Here is a 15,621-nt window from a genome sequence, read left to right on the forward strand (position 1 = left end):
TCATCGTATCCGTTCTCGCGTGTATTCGCGCGGTTGTGTGATGAGCTCGATATCCGTTGTAGCGGCGAGTAGCACCTTCGCTTATGGCGATGGGTCGTGTGGTCCTGGCTGGACGGGGTTCTCTGCGGTTCCGCGGTGGCCTGGGATAGGGCGGTGGCGTACGCCGGCTTCTTGAAGCGCGCGTGCGAGGGACTCTGGGACGCGCGCCATCGACGCGGTGCGTGGATCGCCGATGCGTTCACCTGAGCGCACGCCGTACGTCACTCCGGCTACAGCGACAGCGAGGTCGCCGTCGTATTCTGCTCTGGCTTCTTCCAAGAGGGTTGAGTGGTCGGTCCAGACGGGGATGTGCGTCAGCAGGAGGCGCTCGACTCCGGCTGCCTTTGCGGCTTCACCCGCGCGTTTTCCGGTGAGGTGTACTCCCTTGATGTGGTCGTCGCGTCCCTCCTGGAATGCGGCTTCGCACAAGAAGAGGTCGGCGTCACGAGCCGCTTCGATGAGTTCTGGGCATTCGTCGGTGTCACCCGAATACGTCAGGATGGAGTGGACCGGCCGGCCGTCGAGGATCTCATGGCCTTCGATGCGGAAAGCATAGGCTTCGTCGACCGGGTGGACCACAGGGTATGGGGTCACGGTGAGCGGCCCGATCGTGACGGGTTCGTTGGCTTTCCATGAGCGGAAGTCGAAGTCTTCCCGCATCCCCGGGTCGCGCGGCAGGCCGTAGGCGTCTGCCATGCGGTCCGCCGTATCTGCGGGGCCGTAAACGCGCACCCGGTCACGTCCCCACCCTTCAGGGTCCCAGTGCACGGCGACGTGCAGGCCGCACAAGTCCATGCAGTGGTCTGGGTGTAGGTGGGAAATCAGAACCGCATCGATATCTTTGAGGTCCATGTAGCGTTGCAGGACGCCGAGAGATCCTGAACCAAAGTCCAACAGCACGCGCCATGGGCGGGTCCCGTCGTGGGCTGTCAAAAGGTAGCACGATGCGGGTGAACCTGGGCCAGGGAACGAGCCCGTGCAGCCGATGATCGTCAGTTTCATGTCAGCCGCTCCGTTCGCGCACCATGAGGCTGATGCGTGGTGTCGTGTTCCCGGGGAATCATGTGGGTCACCCCGGTGACCTCAGGGCCCAAGAAACGTTGAGCCATCGCAGTGAAGTGTTCCGTATCGCCCGTAGCCATGAACGTGTGCCGCGCCGTGGCGTCCGGCGGCGCGATGAGCCCCGCTTCCGTGAGGGACCGGAATACGTCCTTGGCGGTCTCGTCCGCAGACGATACGAGGCTCACGTCCTCCCCCATCACATACGAGACGACACCTGTCAGCAACGGATAGTGGGTACATCCCAAAACGAGCGAGTCCACGTTCTGTTCTTTGAGAGGCTGCAAATATTCTTGCGCAAGGTTCAAAAGCTCCGGCCCGGAGGTCTCTCCCCGCTCAACGAACTCAACAAAACGTGGGCATGCTACAGCGCTCACGTCGATGTGCGGAGCCGCCGCGAATGCATCCTCATAGGCGCGCGAACGGATCGTCGCTTGTGTACCAATCACACCGATGCGACCAGTGTGCGTCGCGCGCACAGCGGCACGCACCGCCGGCTTAATGACCTCAACCACAGGAATACCGCGGCCCACTGTGTACCGTTCTCGCGCATCGTGCAGGACCGCCGCCGACGCCGTATTGCAAGCAATCACCAGCAACTTGACCCCGGCTTCAACCAGCTGGTCCATGATGTCCAGCGCGTTCGCGCGGACTTCAGCGAGCTGCAACGGACCATACGGCCCGCGCGCGGTATCCCCCACATAGAGGATCGATTCCTGCGGGAGCTGATCGATGATCGCACGGGCCACGGTCAAACCACCCACCCCGGAATCAAACACGCCGATGGGCGCCAACGTCGGATCGCTCGGTTGCGATTCCTCACGTAGCGCGGCTTGGATTCCTGACTGCCCAGCTTGATCAGTCGCGGCGGCAGAGGTAGGTACGGGTTTCATAGTCTCCTGTGAGGCACATACAAGACGAGTACTATTGCCTCTCTAGGCTAAGCCTTTCCGCGCAACAACGCATGCATGAGTGAGTCCTGCAGCCACGACGTGAAGCCGTACAGAACCGCCATCCCCTGATCTGGATCGTCAGTGACTCCGTGTTCCATGGCGTCTTGGACGCGGTCGGCGTCTTCTTGGTTCTCGATCCCGAGGCGGGCAGCCAGCACAAGCCGCATCACGTTGAGGGTCGAAGCCGCTTGCCCGGCCTTCTCAGCTGGGATCAGGAACGGGTCTTTCATCACGGCGCGGGCGAGCCACTGGAGGCCCTCACGCTTACTCCTGACGAGCCCTGGTTCGGTTCGCGCACGCATCGTGTCATCAGCGCCGTCGAGCGCGCCCACCGCATCGGAGCTGTGAATTGAACGCGGCAGAATCGCCAAAAGCGCCGGATCGTCTGGGTCGGCTAACGTATGTGCCTCGCCCAGTAGCGAGGAATGAGGATCCGCGATGTCGTTACTGAGCCCTAGCTCCTCCCACCACGCGTCGGCAACGCCGGCGTGGGTGACGCCGGATTCGCTAGTGCCGTTCGATGCGCCGGCAGGGTCCTGAGCGTTCGATGCGGGCTTGAGTCCCGCATCGATATGTTCCGCTTCGCGAGCGGCAAGCATCTGATCGATATCGCGGGCCAGCATCGCGAGCAGTTGCGCTTCCGCGTACTCAAGTTCAGCGGCATAGCCCTTACGGGTTGGCCTGAAAGGGCGCGCCATTAAACGCCACCCTCACGCATCGTGGCCTGCAAGCCGTAGCCGTGCATCGCCTCGACATCGGTTTCGATCTTTTCGCGCGGACCGCGGGCCACCACGGCCCGCCCCGAATGATGCACCTCAAGCATGAGTTTCTGCGCAACCTCGTCCGAATAACCGAAGTATGTTCGGAACACGTAGGACACATAGGACATCAGATTGACCGGATCGTCCCACACCACAAGCTCGAAAGGGCGCGCCGCAAGGGGTGCGAGCGCGCTCTCTTTCTCTACCTGATAACTCGTTGACGTTGCGGGAGCCATACTCGCCATTGTAGTACTACGCCACGTAGTCACTATGAACTCAAACACAAGAGGTGCCGTACCAGCAGAGCTCTCCGTAATAAGCTGGGAGTTATGTCAACGAGCACGTCACTGATGACCGACCGCTACGAGCTGACCATGATCGAGGCCGCACTGGCCTCCGGGACAGCCAACCGTAAGAGTGTTTTTGAAGTTTTCGCACGCCGTCTGCCCGAAGGCCGCCGCTACGGTCTAGTAGCCGGAACGGGACGATTCCTCGAGGGCCTCAAGAACTTCCGGTTCACGACCGAAGATCTCGATTACCTCGCCAACAACAATGTGGTCAGCGAAACGATGCTGCAGTGGCTCGCCGATTTCCGTTTCTCAGGAACCATCACCGGCTACGCAGAAGGCGAGATCTACTTCCCGAACTCCCCGATCATCCAGGTCGAATCCACGTTCGCTGAGGCCGTCATCCTGGAGACCTACCTGCTTTCCGTGCTCAACTACGACACCGCAGTAGCCTCTGCGGCATCCCGCATGATCGCTGTAGCTGGTGACCGCCCGTGCATCGAGATGGGTTCGCGCCGCACCAACGAAGAGTCCGCGGTCGCGGCCGCCCGCGCCGCCGCTATCGCCGGCTTCGCAAGCACCTCCAACCTTGAAGCCGGCCGACGCTATGGCCTCACCACTGCCGGGACCGCGGCGCACTCGTTCACGTTGCTCCACGATTCGGAACGGGAAGCGTTCGAAGCCCAAATCAAGTCGATGGGCGTAGATACGACGCTACTGGTAGACACCTACGACGTCGAAAAGGCCGTTCGTACCGCGGTTGAGATCGCTGGCCCACAGCTCGGCGGTGTCCGCCTGGACTCGGGTGACCTCGTGTCCCAGGCCGCGTGGGTGCGCGAGCTTCTCGATGACCTCGGCAACCCCAACACCAAGATCATCGTGACGTCCGACCTCGACGAATACGCGATCGCAGCGCTGCGCTCCGCTCCCGTTGACGGCTACGGCGTGGGCACTCAGCTCGTGACCGGCTCCGGCGCGCCGACTGCGTCAATGGTGTACAAGCTCGTTGCGCGCCAAGGCGACGACGGCGAATGGGTTCCCGTAGCGAAGTCCGCCTCCGGCAAGAAGTCTGTGGGCGGCAAGAAGTACGCGTACCGTCAGATCAACGAACGCGGACGCGCAACAGCTGAGCTCGTGGGCGTCAACCGGATCCCTGCCGAGGTCACCGCCAATGACCGCCCGCTTCAGGTCCCACTCGTGGTCGACGGCGAAATTCAGCCTGGTCTGACCGGCGCAGCTGGTGTCGAGGCAGCGATCGAACGCCGCAAAGCGTCGATCGAGGAAATGCCGGGCCGAGCACGTCAGCTGATGCGTGGCGAACCAGTGATCCCAACGCTCATCGAAGAGTAAATCTTCGCTACATACAGCACGCGGGTTCCCACTGTGAACAGTGGGCACCCGCGTGCTTTGCAGATCTGTATCGTCCTGGGTTGCCTATTTCTGGCCCACAAACCACTTCTGCAAAACCGAGATGCGGCTACGCAGTTGCTTTTCGGAGGCTTGTGCGACGGGCGGCCCGCCGCTGATCGCGCGTAGCTTGTTGTGGATCTGGCCGTGCGGGATCCCGGTCTTGTTCGCATACGCCGCAACCGATTTAGCGAGCTGCGTGCGCAGGTCCATGAGCTGCCGGTGATCCACCACTCCAGGCGCTTGTTGTTGCCCCGTTGACTTCCGCTTGCTCAGATGCTTCGCCTGCCGCTGACGCAGCAGCTCGCCCACCTGCTCGGCGTCCAGCAGCCCAGGGATGCCCAGGAAGTCGAGTTCTTCCTCCGAACCGACGCCTGCCCCCAAACCGAATTCGCCACCGTCATAAAGCACGCGGTCAAAGCTCGCATCCGACTCCAGAGCCTGGAACGCGCCGCGGTTCAGCTCGTTCGAGGCGCGCTCTTCACGGTTCGCGGCGGCAAGTTCCTCCTCGATTTCCTGCATCGTCTGCTCTTCGCCGCTCGTTGGGCGGTCGAGAGCGTGGTCTCGTTCGACCTCCATCTCGTTAGCGAGCAGCGTCAAAACAGGCACCGAGGGCAAGAAAACACTCGCGACTTCGCCGCGTTTACGCGAACGCACAAAACGGCCGATCGCCTGAGCAAAGAACAGCGGCGTCGAGGTGCTCGTCGCGTAGACCCCGACCGCCAACCGCGGAACGTCAACACCCTCGGACACCATCCGGACCGCGACCATCCAGCGCTTTGTGTTCTCTGTGAAGTCCTCAATCCGTTTCGAGGCGCCCGCATCATCGGAAAGCACAACCGTGGTCTTCTCGCCCGTGATCCGATCCAGGATCGCGGCGTACGCCCGCGCAGTATCTTGGTCTGTTGCAATCACCAAGCCACCCGCGTCTGGCACGCTACGGCGCACCTCCGTCAGGCGTTGGTCCGCGGCGCGAAGAACCTTCGGGATCCACTCCCCTTCAGGGTTCAGCGCAGTACGCCACGCGGACTGCGTGATGTCCTTCGTGGCGGCCTCACCCAGCTGGGCTTCCATCTCTTCACCCGTTGAGGTGCGCCACCGCATCGACCCCGAATAAGCCATGAACATCACGGGACGAACAACATGATCCTTGAGCGCTTCGCCGTAACCGTACGTGTAGTCGGCCTTCGAGCGGCGGATCCCCTCGTCGTCCTCGACATATTCAACGAACGGGATCTGGGCGGTATCGGAACGGAACGGCGTACCCGTGAGCGAAAGCCTACGCACCGCAGGCTCGAACGCCTCCCGAATGCCGTCGCCCCAGCTCAAGGCGTCACCCGCGTGGTGAACCTCGTCCAGGATCACGAGCGTCTTACCGGCCTCCGTCCGCGCACGATGCAGTAGCGGCTTATTCGCAACCTGCGCGTACGTCACCGCAACACCAATGAAACCCCGGCCGTGACGGCCATCGGAGTTTTTGAAGTTCGGGTCGATAGATAGCCCGATACGGCCCGCGGCGTCTGCCCACTGCGTCTTCAGATGCTCGGTTGGCGCGACCACAGTGATGCGGTTGATGGTGCCTCGCTCAACCAGCGTCTTAGCGACACGCAGCGCAAACGTCGTTTTACCAGCGCCAGGGGTCGCGACGGCCAGGAAATCCTTGTTCGGACTGTTGAAGAACGCTTCGAGAGCCTCAGCCTGCCACTGGCGCAGCTTCGGTGCCGTGCCCCACGCCGCCCGTTCCGGGTACGCAGGTGGCATGTCCTCGCCCACGGAGAATAGGGCATCGGACATAAAAGCATCCCTCCACAATCACTTTTCGATCAAACACTTGCTGTGGGCCATCAAACACGTGCACTTAACCGGTTAAACACTTGCTGGCACAACAGAGGCAACCGTGGCCCCAAGGCTCACGGTTGCCCGCGATGGGGTTGATTAGTCACCCATCATTGAATCGTAGACTTCCTTGCACTCTGGGCACACAGGGAACTTCTGCGGATCCCGGCCAGGAACCCAGACCTTGCCGCACAACGCGATCACAGGCTCGCCCGTCATCGCGGACTCCATGATCTTGTCCTTCTGAACATAGTGCGCGAAGCGCTCGTGATCGCCCGGCTCCGACAACTGCTCCTGCAGCTGCCGATCCATGACGGCGGTACCACCCGCTGACGGGGAACCACCCGTGGACGCAGGGTCGTTGGCAAAAGGATCGTTGATCGAACTCATGCCATCCATTCTAAGCCGAGCCGGCGGACTCGCTCATGAGCGACTCCGCCGGCTCGGATGATTCATGCCGCGTTCGGCGCCATCACGCGTTGCGGATCACGGTCTGCATGAGCTCCGGGGTTGAACGGTCAAACCACTTTCCGCCCAACCAGATACCCAGAACGCAGACCCCAATGCCCCAGACGAGGTTGAACAGTGCCGAGACCACGAACGGAACCACGGGCGTCCCATTCCACGAAGTGAGAAAGAACACCAACGTTGGCGCGAGCAAAACCAGAACCGCAACGAGGTACAGCGTCTGCGTGATGAAGATCCGCATACCTGCTCCCTGCGGGGTTTGGAACGGCGATTCCCCCGGCTGAGGGACGGCGTAAACCCAACGCGCCGAAACGATCGACGAAAGCCCCAAAGCCACACCCAGGGTTGCGATGCCCGCCAGCAACGTCTCCCCGATCATCTCTGGCCGCCCCATGATCGCCAGGGGCACAACCGCACCCACAACCACGGCGATCAACGACAACGGCGCAGCCGCAGCAACTCGCCCCAAACGATCCTGCCAACCACGCACACCCGTCAAAACGTGCGTGTGGAAGGCCGTCGAATCGTAGGAAATATCTGCAGAAATGCTGAAGCCCATGATCGCTCCGACGAAAATAGCGGTGAGGTGGCCGCCAATCCCCGTCTCGACCTTTGTCAAAGGCATGACAACACCAAAGATGACGATGATGATCGGCAAGAAAATGAGCGATGCAGAGTAGCGAGCGTCCCTCGTCCAATACACCAATGCACGGCCCGCGATGGCGCCCCACGGCGTCGCCGGCATCCGTCCGATCCAGCCAAGCCCCTTGGTCTCCTTGGCCGCCACGATCCGCGGTGGAGACACCGTAGCCTTCTCAACCACGCGAACATAGAGGACCCAGCACACCGCGAGGCTTGCAAGCCCGATCGCAGTCGAGATAACACCGTGCACAACGTTGCCCGATGCGAACGCCCACACGGACCCGAAGAAAGCCCCGAACGGCGTATACGAGCTGACCTCGGCCACGGTATGGAAAACACTGAGCAACCGCTCCGGATCTTCATCCGGATTCAGCGTCGCGAGAGCCGGACCAATGAACATCACCGGAACGAACAGCACCACAGTGCCCAGCTCACGCACACCACGCTTAACTCCCACCGAGCTGAACCACGCCATAAAGGTTCGGCCATACAGCTGAGCCGCGAGCGCCGTCAGAACGCCAGCGATGACCCCCACAAGAAGCCAGGCAACACTCACTTTGAACGCAAACGCAGCGATCAGCATGCACACAAGCGTGGCGAGACCCGGAACGCCAATAAACCCAGCCAACAGCAAGCCCACAGCGAGAGTTCGCGCTTTGATCGGAAACAACGCGAACCGTTGCGGATCCATCGAACCATCCATACCCGTGAAGAACGCGGGAACAACAGTCCACCCCAGAACCACGAGCGCGCCCAGCATCACCACGATCATCTGGGCGAGCGGAAGCGCCCTGGGTTCCATTGAGGCCAAAGCCAACGCACCTATGACCAGGAGGAAACCCATATAAAGGGAACCCAGGATCACGCCCACTAACTGCCACTTGTTGCGGGCCAGGCCATTGACGAACAGCCTCCACCGCAACTTAATCAGCTGTGCAACCAAGACAAACCCCCATGCTCACCTCGGCCACCCACCAGATCAACAAAACGATCCTCAAGCGACATGCCGCCACGCACATCGTCCACCGTGCCCGCAGCCTTCAACTCGCCCTGAGCAATCACCGCAACGTGCGAGCACATCCGCTGAACCAAATCCATAACGTGGCTCGAAATCAGAACCGTGCCGCCCTGCTCGACGTACGTGTTCAAAATGTCGCGAATGTTCGCACTCGAAACCGGATCCACCGCCTCGAACGGCTCATCCAGAACCAAAACCTGCGGCGCATGAACCATCGCGCACGCCAACGCAACTTTCTTATGCATACCGGCCGAATAATCAACGACCTGCTTATCAGCCGCACCCTGCAGATCCATGACCCGCAGAAGATCCTCGACCCGCTCATCGACCACCGCGGCATCCATGCCACGCAAACGACCCGTATACGTGATCAGCTGACGGCCCGAAAGACGGTCGAAAAGCCGCATGCCATCTGCGAGAACACCCAGCTTCTGCTTAGCTTCAAGTGGCCGCTCCCACACGTCAACACCGGTCACGTACGCATGACCCATATCCGGGCGCAACAAGCCCGTCAGCATCGAGAGCGTCGTCGTCTTACCTGCACCGTTCGGACCGACCAAACCGTAGAACGAGCCACGTGGGACATCAAACGCGAACGGGTACACAGCGACCTTGTCCCCGAACGTCTTGCCTAACCCACGGAAGCTCACCGCAACCGTAGAAGGATCGGCGAGCTGTTGCATGTGGTGGCTTTCAGGGCGGTTCTGATGTGCTGTGTTACGTGAAGCTGTGTTGTTCTGAAGGCTCTCAGGAGCTTGTTCGTTTCGTTCGTGGTTATGCGCGTGTTCGCTCGCGTTATGTGTCATAGAAAAATCCAAACACGCACGTTTAAACGATGCAAGCACCACGCCGTTGAGGGTGGTGCTTGCATCAAGTAGCCGGAGGATGCCGCGGTTCTGTTAGAACAAGCTCATCGCTAGCTTGCGGCGGCCAGCTGCAACACGCGGATCGCTCTGGCCCACCGCGCTAAACAACTCAACCAAATGCACACGCGCGGTCTCTCTGTCATCGCTGTGGTGAGCACCGATGAAGCGGATCAAACGCAAGAATGCATCATCCACGTGCCCACCCACAACATCGAGATCAGCAACATCGATCTGAGCCTGAACATCATCCGGGCGGGACGCAGCAGCATCGCGCACCGCCTGCGCATCAAACCCAGACACGCGCTTCAACAAATCCACCCGATGCACGCCAGCCTCGGCCTCCGCATCAGCGGGGTTATCCTCAACAGCGCGCTCGTACAGAGCCCGCGCCGCATCGTACTCCCCCTGCGAAACCAGCGCATCAGCCTCAGCGAATCGCCCACCTGTGGCTTCTGCGCCGGCCGTGTTGATCGGAGGAACAGTCGACGCCATGCCCTGCTGAACAGCGACCTGCTGCAACTCCTGAAGAGCCGCCGCCATCTGCTCAGCATCGATCGGTCCAGCGAACAACGGCATCGGTCGGCCGCCCAAGATCGCTAGCACCATCGGCACCTGCTGAATCTGTAGCGCCTGGGCAACCCGTGGCTGCTCATCGACATCCACAACACCCAGGATGAACTTACCGGCCTGAGCCTCAACTGCATCGTCGACGACGCGGACCACCGCATCAGCCGATTCAGAACGGGCCGAGTAAGCGACCATGAACGCCGGAACCCGCGCGCTTAGCTGCGCGAACTCCTGGAGCGATTGCTCACTGATGACCGTGGCCCACTGCCCCAACGTCGCTTCCATGCCCGATGTGGAGCCCCCTTGGCCTGCCTGCAGCTGCGCAGACTGGCCCTGTTGTGACGCTTGCTGCCCCAAAGCCGACAGATCCACTGCACCAGCCGAAGACGCCGGAACAGCCGGCTCAGCCTGACGCTCAGGTGCGCCCTCAGCCTGGCCCATGCCCTGCGGCTCAAACGATGAGGAATTCATAGACAAGACGGAATCACCCTCTCAACGACGCCCCGAATACACCCGTTCAAAGGCTACGGAGCCCAGAAAACTACTTAAGTTCAGCGCCAACCGGTACGTAGGACATACCAACGATCTCTGCCGGCTTACCGTTCTTCACATTGATGACAACAGGGATCGTCAACCGCGCCTCGATCGGCTTCTCAGTCTCCTTCTCCCCAATAAACTCACGGATAAATCCAGCCAACGTCGTCTTGCCGCCATCCTTTTCCGGAGTCATCGTCATGGTCTCCGTGATCGAACCGGAAACCATGACGCTACCGTCAGGAAGCTTCACTGCGTTCGCGGACTTGGCGTCAACCTTGTAGGAGGTCGTGAACTTACCCTTGCCGTCGTCCTCGTAGCTCTTCTTCGTATCCGCATTCGCCTTACGAAGCTGGTCGACCATCGACGACTTTGCAAACTTCTTCGCAGAATCCGACTTCTCATCAGCGAGGGCGTCAGTAAACTGCTTCAAAGTCTCGTCTGGCGACATCAGGCCGTCCTCCGAATCGCCAGGGGCGACCACACTCACTTGCGGATCTCCTACAGCAATGCCTGGGAAGGTCGCCTTTTCTACCATAGGAACGGCAGAAACAACCTTGTACTGCTCACGCGCGCTCGCCTGCTTGAGCGTCACTACGACTGGCAAATCCTTGCTGCTGTCCGTCGTCACCGCCATCACGGTACGAGGAAACTCACGATCAACCGGAACAGCGGCGGTCACAACCTTGCTGGAAATCGGCGGAACAAGGTTGTCATTCAGCTTGACCTTCTTCTTGAGCGCTGAGTACAAGTCCTTGCGCAAAGTCAATGCAGCGCCATCGAAACGAGCCTCAAGCTTCTTAGCGTCGCGGTCCTTGTCACCCTTGGCGCCAACCTCGCTCGCGTCCTTGATGATGCGCTCGAGTTGCGATGTCACCAAGACCGAGTAGGCCTCATCGTCAGAAGATGCCACTTCTGAAGGTGTCGACGGCGCGCCAGTGTCGGATGACGGATCCGCCCAAGCCAACTGGGCCGGAACTGCAACACCCAAAGCAGCGCCGGCAGCAACCAGACGCTTCCACAAACGTTGGCGAGGGGCCAGGCCCCGGCGGCGTGCAACTGGCGTTTGGTCACCGTTATCGGCTACGGACTGCATACGCTGATCATCTTCAGGGTTCACAGCGCCACCCTCCTGCGGGGCCTCATCATCGGCGACCTCAACCTCGATGACTTCCGTGTCACCACCGTACGGTTGCACGGCAGGCATTCCGCCGTCGAAATCGTCGTCGTTCGTCTCGTCACCGTTCGTTTCCTCGCGAGCATCGTCCTCAACGTCGCCCTCAGCCACGGGTTCCTCCAACTCAACAGGAACGGTCCCGTCCTGAGCCTCAGCCTCGCGGTCCTCTGCCTCAGTTTCGACGTCCTCAGCTTCAGCGGGAGCTACGACCCCATGCATCCGGTTCGAAACGATCGTGTCATCCGACTGCGGGACATATGGCTCGGTACCACCAAAATTAGGCAAACCAGCACGTCGCTTTTCTCCGCGGACGTCTTCTACCGCGTTCCCTTCCGATGCATCGACGTCATCAGCACGCGCATCATCTGCAGCAACCGCATCCGCAGTCACCACACCCGCAGCAGCGGCACCAGAACCCGCGGCGGCCTGGCGTCCTCCGCGCGGGCGACGCTCGCTTACAGAACTCTCACGCCGAGCCGCAGCGGCACGACGTGGAGACTCAGCTACGCGCCGCCCAGTGCGCTTCTTAGGACGCGACATCGCCAGAATCAGCGCAAGACCAAACAAGATGACGGCTGCAACGAACCACGGAGTCGCTTTCGACCACTTGACCGACGTCTCAGCCTCCGGGTTATCCCACGTCACCACAAGATCCTTAGGGGCAGGCTCAGAGCCGTCCTTCATGACCATCAAAGCAATCGGCCCACGGATCTCCTCAGGCCAGGTCACATCCCAACGACCATCCTGCTCCGACTCTGAAATCCACAAGTCAGAGCCTTTCGGGTTCGGCGCCTTCGCCTCGCCCTTTCTGTGATCAACCTTAAACGTACGCTCATCAGTATCCACAGATTTGATGACGTTCACCGCCGATGAGCCAGCCCACGCGTCGATATCCCACGGACGAGCAACAACAACAGTGAACTTGCTGCCCTCGTCCAACTTAACCTCAGGATTCGATTCAGGAGCCAGATGAAGATCCGAAGAGATCATCGTGATAGGCGCGTCCGGAGTGTCCTGTGGGACCTCCGCGCTGAGACGATCCTCAGGCGACCACCACGTCATAAGTCCAATACCGATGATGAGGCACACCACGCCTATCACCAGGGCTACCGTGCTGATAATTTTTCGCACTATAGGTCAATCATCCTCGCATCAGCCGCGGCGAAGCACGCCGCAGTTCGGTCAAGTCACATACGCAGACACAGCCGCGCATAGAAAGAGTCTAACGAGTCGATCTAGAGCCTGTCCGAAAATCACCTGAATCTTAGGTAATCTAGCCCACATGACGCCGCATCAAGACGAGACCCCATCCTCGGATTCGGAAACCGAAAACACGCGCCCACCGGGGATGCAACCCGAAGATCTTCCAGAAGAAGTGCGTCTAAGTTCAAACGACCGCGACACAGACACTGACGATGCGGACGAGGACTCAGCTGAAAGCGCAACGCCACACGCGGATAGTCGCGATGTATCCGGCGTCGCATCACCTGTACCGGAAGGACATGGGGCCGTTTCTGCGTCAACGCCTGCAGCAGCACGCTTCCGCAAGTTCGTGCCCGTCTGGCTTGGCCGCGCCCTCACCACAACGGGTGCCCCTGACCGCCACGTGCAAGAACCTACCCACGACGTCGCTGTCGATGCGGATGCAACGTCCCAACCTGGCCTTGACGATGCAGACGGGAAGCCAGCTGATTCCGCTGTGGCTAGTACCCCCGTCAAAACCGGTTTCGGCCTCGCGGTAGGCGTAGCTCTTGCCGTCATCGCGTGGCTCGTCCTCGCCGAACTGTCTCAACTTTTGACCTGGATCGCGTTGGCGATGTTCATCGCGCTCGGACTCAACCCCATCGTTCGCTTCTTCGAATCGCGCGGTTGGCGTAGGTGGGTCGGCGTGCTTGTGGTCGCCCTCGGCATGGTCGCGTTCATCGGCGGGTTCTTAAGCTTGCTGATCCCGGCGCTGATAACTCAGATCACCGAGCTGGCGCGCCGGGCCCCCACCATCCTCGACGGTGTCACCAACCATCCGCTGGTCGAAAAACTCGATGCACAGTTCCACGTCATCGACAAAGCTAATGAAGAGGTCAGGGCCTTCATCAATAGCCCCGACACGCTCGCGAATGTGATCAACGCCGGCAACTTTGTGGGCCAGTTCTTCTTCGGAGCACTCATCGTCTTCGTTCTCGCGACATATTTCCTGGCTTCGATGCCTCAGCTAAAACTGTTCGTGTACTCGTTCGCCCCTGCATCCAAGCGGGAGCGCGTTGCTGTCTTGTCAGAAAACATAACTCGCTCCGTCGGCAACTACGTCATGGGGCAAGCCACGGTCGCTCTCATCAACGCTTGTTTCTCATTCATTCTGATGACAATCTTCGGCGTCCCCTATTCGTTGCTGCTCGCGCTGTGTGTCGCGATGCTCGCATTCATCCCGCTCGTCGGTGGCGTAACAGCGGGTGCGCTCGTCGTGATCGTAGATCTGTTCTCGTTGTCGTGGCAGTCGACGCTGCTGTACGCAATTCTCTATGTCGTTTATCTGCAGGTCGAGGCATACTTCATCTCGCCAAAGATCATGTCGAGGGCAGTCAAGGTACCCGGTGCAGTGGTCGTGATTGCCGTGATCGCTGGTGGTGCGTTGTTCGGTGTCCTGGGCGCTCTGATGGCAATCCCGGTTGCGGCAGCGGCGATCACGCTGATCAAGGAAGTGTTCTTCCGCCGCCAAGATGCACGCTGATAACACAGATGCACGCTGATGGACGCAGCCGCACAGATAACACAGACGCACACTGATACGTAGCTTAACGGCGACGCGGTGCGTGGTTATCCCAGCATTTGTTGTGCCAGTGGCGGCGGTCAGCTTCCGCGTCTGCATCTGAACGGGAGCCGTCGGCCCTCCACGCAACGATGTGAGCTACCCCGGGCGGGATCAGCTGGTCACAGCCTGGACAGCGGTAGTGTTTCCCTGCACCGTAGCCAGGTACTGCTCGGACGTGCCATAGCCCGTCGCTGAACTCTTGGAGGGGTTCGTGGCCGTAGTGGAGCCATCCTGCACCCGCATCCAGATCCCATGCTCTCGTACGGACCGGGCGCGAACCCCGAGACGACGTCGACTGACGCGATCCCCCGCCACGACGACTTGGCCCGCGTTCTTGCGGGGCACGGCGGTTCTTACGTCCCAAGGTTCCCTCCCTTCACGAGGCCCATCAAACAGTTAACACCCTACCCAGCTCCACGCATGCGCACCGGCTACAGCTAAACTAGCCTGGATGCGACTTCTGATTGCTACATGCGCTGTTGATTACACTGGTCGGCTCAACGCCCACCTGCCGAAAGCCAAGCGGCTCATCATGGTCAAGGCTGATGGTTCGGTCTTGATCCACAACGATGGCGGCTCCTATAAGCCGCTCAACTGGATGAGCGCGCCGGTCACTACTCATGTGCAGGAACCCGATGACGTGGATGCTGCGGAAGGCGTCGAGTCGATGTGGATCGTCCGTAACGCTAAGACCGGAGATGCGCTGACTATCCGCATCTACGAGGTCTTTTCTGATGAGTCGCACGAGTTCGGTGTGGACCCCGGGCTCATCAAGGACGGCGTCGAGGCTGATCTGCAGCGCCTATTGGCTGAGCAGATCCACTTGATCGGCGAGGGTGCGGCTCTGGTACGGCGTGAGTACATGACCGCTATCGGGCCGGTGGATATCCTCGCTCGCGATGCGAATGGTGGCTACGTTGCAATTGAGCTCAAGCGTCGCGGTGAGATCGATGGCGTAGAACAGTTGACCCGCTATCTTGAGTTGATGAACCGCGACCCTCATTTGGCGCCTGTGCGGGGTATTTTCGCGGCGCAGTTGATCAAGCCGCAGGCTCGCACGCTCGCTGAGGATCGGGACATCGAATGCTTGGTTCTGGATTACGATGCGATGCGCGGCGTGGATGACGTCGAGTCCCGTCTGTTCTAGCTCTTAGGGCTAGGTCTTAGGGCTAAAAACTGCTGGGGCTCCTCACCGGATTCG

At 60.3% G+C, this 15,621-nt stretch carries 13 protein-coding genes; 3 read left to right on the plus strand and 10 right to left on the minus strand.

Going from position 1 to position 15,621, the window contains the following annotated elements; genetic code table 11:
- Positions 1 to 81 precede the first annotated feature (81 nt).
- From JOD50_RS10065 to clpS, 4 genes are read right to left on the minus strand one after another with little or no spacing between them, the layout of a single operon-like run.
- A complete protein-coding gene (locus JOD50_RS10065; RefSeq protein WP_204881417.1) occupies positions 82 to 1,041 on the minus strand; it encodes an MBL fold metallo-hydrolase in 960 nt (319 codons plus the stop codon).
- Complete coding sequence (gene murI / locus JOD50_RS10070; RefSeq protein ID WP_204881418.1) at positions 1,038 to 1,991, minus strand: glutamate racemase; 954 nt, start codon at positions 1,989 to 1,991, stop codon at positions 1,038 to 1,040. The genes JOD50_RS10065 and murI overlap by 4 nt, the downstream gene beginning before the upstream one ends.
- A 47-nt stretch (positions 1,992 to 2,038) precedes the next feature.
- The gene (locus tag JOD50_RS10075; RefSeq protein WP_204881419.1) at positions 2,039 to 2,749 is read right to left on the minus strand and encodes a DUF2017 family protein; all 711 of its coding nucleotides are present in this window, start codon (positions 2,747 to 2,749) and stop codon (positions 2,039 to 2,041) included.
- Positions 2,749 to 3,048 carry an ATP-dependent Clp protease adapter ClpS gene (clpS, locus tag JOD50_RS10080; RefSeq protein ID WP_420825536.1) on the minus strand — a complete coding sequence of 100 codons (300 nt, stop codon included), beginning with the start codon at positions 3,046 to 3,048 and terminating at the stop codon, positions 2,749 to 2,751. Before clpS ends, JOD50_RS10075 begins: the two co-directional genes overlap by 1 nt.
- Before the next feature lie 93 nt (positions 3,049 to 3,141).
- Here clpS and JOD50_RS10085 point away from each other — a divergent pair, with 93 nt between their 5' ends.
- Entirely contained in the window at positions 3,142 to 4,449 is a 1,308-nt protein-coding gene (locus JOD50_RS10085) for a nicotinate phosphoribosyltransferase (RefSeq protein ID WP_204881420.1), read from the plus strand.
- Positions 4,450 to 4,533: 84 nt separating this feature from the next.
- Here the strand turns inward: JOD50_RS10085 and JOD50_RS10090 are convergent, their stop codons facing one another.
- The 6 genes from JOD50_RS10090 to JOD50_RS10115 form a co-directional block, all read right to left on the minus strand.
- The gene (locus JOD50_RS10090; RefSeq protein WP_204881421.1) at positions 4,534 to 6,300 is read right to left on the minus strand and encodes a DEAD/DEAH box helicase; all 1,767 of its coding nucleotides are present in this window, start codon (positions 6,298 to 6,300) and stop codon (positions 4,534 to 4,536) included.
- A 141-nt stretch (positions 6,301 to 6,441) separates the two neighbouring features.
- On the minus strand, positions 6,442 to 6,741 hold the full coding sequence (locus JOD50_RS10095) for a DUF3039 domain-containing protein (protein ID WP_375231747.1): 300 nt from the start codon (positions 6,739 to 6,741) through the stop codon (positions 6,442 to 6,444).
- A 73-nt stretch (positions 6,742 to 6,814) separates the two neighbouring features.
- The gene (locus JOD50_RS10100) at positions 6,815 to 8,296 is read right to left on the minus strand and encodes a hypothetical protein (RefSeq protein WP_204881422.1); all 1,482 of its coding nucleotides are present in this window, start codon (positions 8,294 to 8,296) and stop codon (positions 6,815 to 6,817) included.
- Positions 8,297 to 8,379: 83 nt separating this feature from the next.
- The gene (locus JOD50_RS10105) at positions 8,380 to 9,153 is read right to left on the minus strand and encodes an ABC transporter ATP-binding protein (protein WP_204881423.1); all 774 of its coding nucleotides are present in this window, start codon (positions 9,151 to 9,153) and stop codon (positions 8,380 to 8,382) included.
- A 216-nt stretch (positions 9,154 to 9,369) separates the two neighbouring features.
- Positions 9,370 to 10,374, minus strand: a complete 1,005-nt coding sequence (locus JOD50_RS10110; RefSeq protein WP_204881424.1) for a tetratricopeptide repeat protein — start codon at positions 10,372 to 10,374, stop codon at positions 9,370 to 9,372.
- 70 nt (positions 10,375 to 10,444) lie between these two features.
- On the minus strand, positions 10,445 to 12,745 hold the full coding sequence (locus JOD50_RS10115; protein ID WP_204881425.1) for a DUF8094 domain-containing protein: 2,301 nt from the start codon (positions 12,743 to 12,745) through the stop codon (positions 10,445 to 10,447).
- 151 nt (positions 12,746 to 12,896) lie between these two features.
- Between JOD50_RS10115 and JOD50_RS10120 the strand changes: the two genes are divergently transcribed.
- Positions 12,897 to 14,339 carry an AI-2E family transporter gene (locus JOD50_RS10120; RefSeq protein ID WP_204881426.1) on the plus strand — a complete coding sequence of 481 codons (1,443 nt, stop codon included), beginning with the start codon at positions 12,897 to 12,899 and terminating at the stop codon, positions 14,337 to 14,339.
- A 532-nt stretch (positions 14,340 to 14,871) separates the two neighbouring features.
- Positions 14,872 to 15,567, plus strand: a complete 696-nt coding sequence (nucS, locus tag JOD50_RS10125; protein ID WP_204881427.1) for an endonuclease NucS — start codon at positions 14,872 to 14,874, stop codon at positions 15,565 to 15,567.
- The last annotated feature ends 54 nt before the right edge of the window (positions 15,568 to 15,621 follow it).

Source organism: Pseudoglutamicibacter cumminsii (genome assembly GCF_016907775.1).
Lineage (GTDB): Bacteria > Actinomycetota > Actinomycetes > Actinomycetales > Micrococcaceae > Pseudoglutamicibacter > Pseudoglutamicibacter cumminsii.

Coding starts and splice junctions, on each gene's coding strand:
- JOD50_RS10090 (WP_204881421.1), bottom strand. CDS start 6,300: ATGTCCGATGCCCTATTCTCCGTGGGCGAGGACATGCCACCTGCGTAC.
- JOD50_RS10065 (WP_204881417.1), bottom strand. CDS start 1,041: ATGAAACTGACGATCATCGGCTGCACGGGCTCGTTCCCTGGCCCAGGT.
- JOD50_RS10100 (WP_204881422.1), bottom strand. CDS start 8,296: ATGGGTTTCCTCCTGGTCATAGGTGCGTTGGCTTTGGCCTCAATGGAA.
- murI (WP_204881418.1), bottom strand. CDS start 1,991: ATGAAACCCGTACCTACCTCTGCCGCCGCGACTGATCAAGCTGGGCAG.
- JOD50_RS10075 (WP_204881419.1), bottom strand. CDS start 2,749: ATGGCGCGCCCTTTCAGGCCAACCCGTAAGGGCTATGCCGCTGAACTT.
- JOD50_RS10120 (WP_204881426.1), top strand. CDS start 12,897: ATGACGCCGCATCAAGACGAGACCCCATCCTCGGATTCGGAAACCGAA.
- clpS (WP_420825536.1), bottom strand. CDS start 3,048: ATGGCTCCCGCAACGTCAACGAGTTATCAGGTAGAGAAAGAGAGCGCG.
- JOD50_RS10110 (WP_204881424.1), bottom strand. CDS start 10,374: ATGAATTCCTCATCGTTTGAGCCGCAGGGCATGGGCCAGGCTGAGGGC.
- JOD50_RS10105 (WP_204881423.1), bottom strand. CDS start 9,153: ATGCAACAGCTCGCCGATCCTTCTACGGTTGCGGTGAGCTTCCGTGGG.
- JOD50_RS10095 (WP_375231747.1), bottom strand. CDS start 6,741: ATGGATGGCATGAGTTCGATCAACGATCCTTTTGCCAACGACCCTGCG.
- JOD50_RS10085 (WP_204881420.1), top strand. CDS start 3,142: ATGTCAACGAGCACGTCACTGATGACCGACCGCTACGAGCTGACCATG.
- nucS (WP_204881427.1), top strand. CDS start 14,872: ATGCGACTTCTGATTGCTACATGCGCTGTTGATTACACTGGTCGGCTC.